Annotated in this window: 3 protein-coding genes; 1 reads left to right on the top strand and 2 read right to left on the bottom strand. The window is 74.6% G+C overall.

Features of this window, described 5'->3' with window-relative positions; genetic code table 11:
• The coding region (locus ACSNOH_RS33915; protein WP_436725292.1) for a nitrate- and nitrite sensing domain-containing protein at window positions 1–1,851 on the bottom strand (1,851 nt) is incomplete at its 3' end.
• 248 nt (window positions 1,852–2,099) lie between these two features.
• Here ACSNOH_RS33915 and ACSNOH_RS33910 point away from each other — a divergent pair.
• Window positions 2,100–2,864 carry a protein phosphatase 2C domain-containing protein gene (locus ACSNOH_RS33910; protein WP_436725291.1) on the top strand — a complete coding sequence of 255 codons (765 nt, stop codon included), beginning with the start codon at window positions 2,100–2,102 and terminating at the stop codon, window positions 2,862–2,864.
• 47 nt (window positions 2,865–2,911) lie between these two features.
• Here ACSNOH_RS33910 and ACSNOH_RS33905 read toward each other — a convergent pair whose 3' ends face one another.
• On the bottom strand, window positions 2,912–3,343 hold the full coding sequence (locus ACSNOH_RS33905; RefSeq protein WP_436725293.1) for a MarR family winged helix-turn-helix transcriptional regulator: 432 nt from the start codon (window positions 3,341–3,343) through the stop codon (window positions 2,912–2,914).
• Window positions 3,344–3,705: the final 362 nt, after the last annotated feature.

The following is a 3,705-nucleotide window of genomic DNA, read 5'->3' as shown; positions in this document are numbered from 1 at the left end:
ACGGAACCAAGCGGGCCCGCCGGGGGCGGGGTCGGCGAGCAGGGCGTTGGCCTCGGCGAGCCGCTCGGGGGCCATGCCGATGCCCTCGTCCTGGACGCAGAGCACGATCTCGCCGCCTTCCAGGTGCCATGCGGAGACCTGGACCTGGGCGTCGGGCGGGGGGAACGCCGTGGCGTTCTCCAGGAGTTCGGCGACGAGGTGGCTGACGTCCTCGGAGGCGAAGCCGGCGAGGCGGGCGTGCGGCGGCAGGGACTGGATGCGCACGCGCTGGTAGCGCTCGATCTCCCCGGAGGCGGCCCGCAGGACGTCGAGCAGGGGCACGGGCCCGGCGCGGCCGGTGCCGCTCTCGGCGCCGGCGAGCACCAGGAGGTTCTCGCTGTTGCGGCGCATGCGGGTGGCGAGGTGGTCGAGCTTGAAGAGGGTGTCGAGGCGCTCGGGGTCGGCCTCGTGGGCCTCCATGCCCTCGATGACGGCGAGTTGGCGCTCGACCAGGCCGAGGGTGCGCAGCGACAGGCCGACGAGGAGGCCGATCTCGCGGGCGTCGTCGCCGGCGGGGGTCTCGGCGGGGAGGGCGGCGAGGCGCTCGGTGAGCCGCTGCTGTTCGGCGCGGAGGGAGTCGCGCTCGTCGGCGGCGTCCTGGCGGGCGGCGATGAGGCGGGTGCGCTCGCCTTCCAGGGCGGCGATGCGGCCCTGCTGGCGGCGGAACTTGCCCTGGAGGTGGTTGACGGCCCGGGCGGTTTCGGCGAATTCGTCGTCGCGGCCCTTGAAGGCGATGGGCTCTTCGGTGACGGGGTCGGCGCTCACGCGGCGCGTGCCGAGCCGTACGCAGGCGAGCGGCCGGGTGATCGAGCGGGCGGACCAGACGCCGGTGAACAGAGCGGTGAACAGGCACAGCGCGGCGGCCATGACGCGCCGCTCCAGCTCCGTCATGGCGTCGTGGCGCACCGCCTCCAGGCGGGGCGCCTCGGCCTCGGCGAGGTCGTCCTCGACGCCCCGCATGCGCTGCAGGCGGGTGGTGAGGGCGGTGCGGACGGGTTCGGCGGGCTGGGAGGCGAGCTCGGCGGCCGACGGGGAGCGGGTGAGCCGGTCGAGGAGGCGCTGGGCCTCGGTGACCTCGGGGCCGGTGACGGCCTCGGCGTAGGCGTCGCGGGCGGCGGGGGGCGCGAGGCGGGTGAAGTCGGCCAGGGCGTCCTGCGTGCGGGTGTCGGCGCGCTGGGCCGCGGCGGTCAGCTCGGGCTTGCGGCCCTGGGCGGCCAGGGCGCCCAGGAGCAGGCCGCGGCTCGCGGAGGCCGCCTCGGTGGCGCGGGCGAGGGGCGGCAGGGCGGCGCAGTCGCCGCCGGTCCTGCGGTCGAGGGTGTCGGCGAGGCCGCGCAGGGCCCGCACGGCGGGGGTGTAGGCGGTGTAGGCCGCGAGGGCGTCGCCCTTGCCGGAGTAGGCCGTGCGGCGGGTCTGCGGGAGGGCGTCGAGGAGCTCGCGGACGGCCGGCGGGGCGACGGGGCGGAAGGCCTCGATCTGCCGGTCCACGGCGACGCGTTGGCGGTCGGTGAGGCCGGCGCCGGTGGAGTCGGCGCGGCCGCCCGCCACGTACTGGACCATGGCGTCGCGCTCGTCGGCGAGCGAGTGCGCGAGGGCGAGGGCCGAGGCGTCGGCGCTCGCGAGGGCGGCCAGGCGGCGGGCCTCGGTGAGGTCGCGCCACGCCTCGCGGACGCCGAAGGTGCTCGCGCCGAGCACGGCGAGGGTGATGACCGCGACGGAGACGGTCAGTCGGTTACGTACGCGAGCGGTGCGCTCCGGCACCGCCGTGGCCCGCGGCTTCCGTCCGCCGCCGCCCCCAAGCCGCTTCTTCCGCACCGGTGCTCACAATCTGCTCTCGTCCCACCCCTGGTACTGATTTGACCCTTTCAGCACCTCTGAGGGGCGGGGGTGCCCATCGACCGCCCGGCCACTCGAAGGAGTGAACATCCCTCACTGATTGACAATCGACCTGCTTCACTCATCGCACACGTGCCAGGTCAGCACGTCACCTGAAGCAACGCGGAGGGAGCCGACAGGATGCGCACGTGCCACCGTCGATTTCCGGCATCCGGCACACTGGCCCCATGCGCATCGAACTCGCCACCCAGCCGGGGGAACACCGCCACCCGAACGAGGACTTCGTATCCGTCGCCCTGCCGGCCTCCGGTAAGGGCGGTGCGCTGGTGCTGCTCGACGGGGTCACGCCGCCGCCGTCCGGCGCGACCGGATGCGCGCACGGAGTGCCCTGGTTCACGGCCCGGTTGGGCGGCGCGCTGCTCGAACTCGCGTTGTCGGAGCGGGAGCTGAGCCTTGCCCGCTGCCTGTCGGACGCCATCTCCCGTACGGCGGAGGCGCATCGGGACACCTGCGACCTCACGCACCGGCGCACCCCGCAGGCCACCGTGGTCGCGGCCCGCTGGGACGACGCGCGCCTGGAGTACCTGGTCCTGTCCGACTCCGTGCTGCTCGTCGAGCGGGCGGACGGCGCGGTGACGGCCGTCCTCGACGACCGCATCGAACGGCTGCGGTCCCTGGGCCCGGTGACGGACGCCGCGCGCAACGCGGAGGGCGGCTTCTTCACGGCGGCCGCGGACCCGGACGTGGCGGGGCGGGCCGTGACCGGTTCCTTCGCGCGGGCGGAGGTGCGGGCGCTGGCCGCGCTCACGGACGGCGCGGCGCGGTGGGTGGAGGTCTTCCGGGAGGGGGGCTGGGCGGAGTGCCTGGCCGTCCTCGCCAAGGAGGGCCCGCAGGCGCTGATCGACCGCGTACGGGCCGTGGAGGAGGGGGCGCGCGGAGAGCGCCTCGGCAAGCGGCACGACGACGCGGCGGCGGTCTACGCGGAGCTCTAGCCGCTCCGCCGCCCGTCTCTCCTACTGCTCCGCCCTACTGCTCCGCCTTACTGCTCCGCGCTCGTGTTCAGCTGGTGCAGCAGGCGGGCGAGCTCCGCGACTTCGCCCCGGTCCCAGTCGGCCAGCTTGCGCACGTACTGCGCGCGCCGGGCGTCGCGCACGCGCGTGAAGCGGGCGCGGCCCTCCTCCGTGATGCGCACCAGGGAGGCCCGGCCGTCGGCCGGGTCGGGCTCGCGGGTGACGAGGCCGAGTTCGGCCAGGGCGCGCAGCTGGCGGCTCATCGTGGCCTTGCCGACCCCGAAGTACGCGGCGAGGTCGGTGGCGCGCTGCTGCCCGGCGTCCTCCAGGCGGACGAGGAGGCCGTAGGCGGCGGCCTCCAGCTCCGGGTGCACCTCGCGCGCCATCTCACCGGACGACGCACGGGCCCGGCGCAGGAAGACGGCCAGCTCGCGTTCCAGGGAGAGGTACGCCTGGTCCATACCTCTGCTCTGCGCGGCGCCCGGCCCGCCCTCCTCGGGGGGCGGGGTAGTCGTCTGGTGCACGTCAGGGCCCTCTCCGGCTTTCCGGTTGTTGAAAGTTTTTCCCGTTCGCGGTCTTCACCGCAGCTCCGCCAGTATTTCGCAGGATTAGACCAACGGCAGCACCGCGTCCCCCTATCCCTGGCGCGTCCGCCGCCATAACGTCATTTATGACATGGCCATACCAATGCCTCCGCGCCGTCGGCGCGTCATTGGTACTCCCCCCACGGACCCTTCTGGAAGGCACGCCATGGTCACGTTCAGACGCAGATCCGGCCGCACCGGCCGCAGATCCCCCACCGCCGCACGCACCCCCTCGCGCC

The organism is Streptomyces sp. URMC 127 (assembly GCF_051386535.1).
Classification (GTDB): Bacteria; Actinomycetota; Actinomycetes; order Streptomycetales; family Streptomycetaceae; genus Streptomyces.
The sequence above is the reverse complement of the archived record's forward strand: the minus strand, read 5'-3'. Positions and strand labels throughout refer to the sequence as shown.

Excerpts from the sequence above, each read along its gene's own strand:
- ACSNOH_RS33910 (WP_436725291.1), top strand. The coding sequence starts at position 2,100 with ATGCGCATCGAACTCGCCACCCAGCCGGGGGAACACCGCCACCCGAAC.
- ACSNOH_RS33905 (WP_436725293.1), bottom strand. The coding sequence starts at position 3,343 with ATGGACCAGGCGTACCTCTCCCTGGAACGCGAGCTGGCCGTCTTCCTG.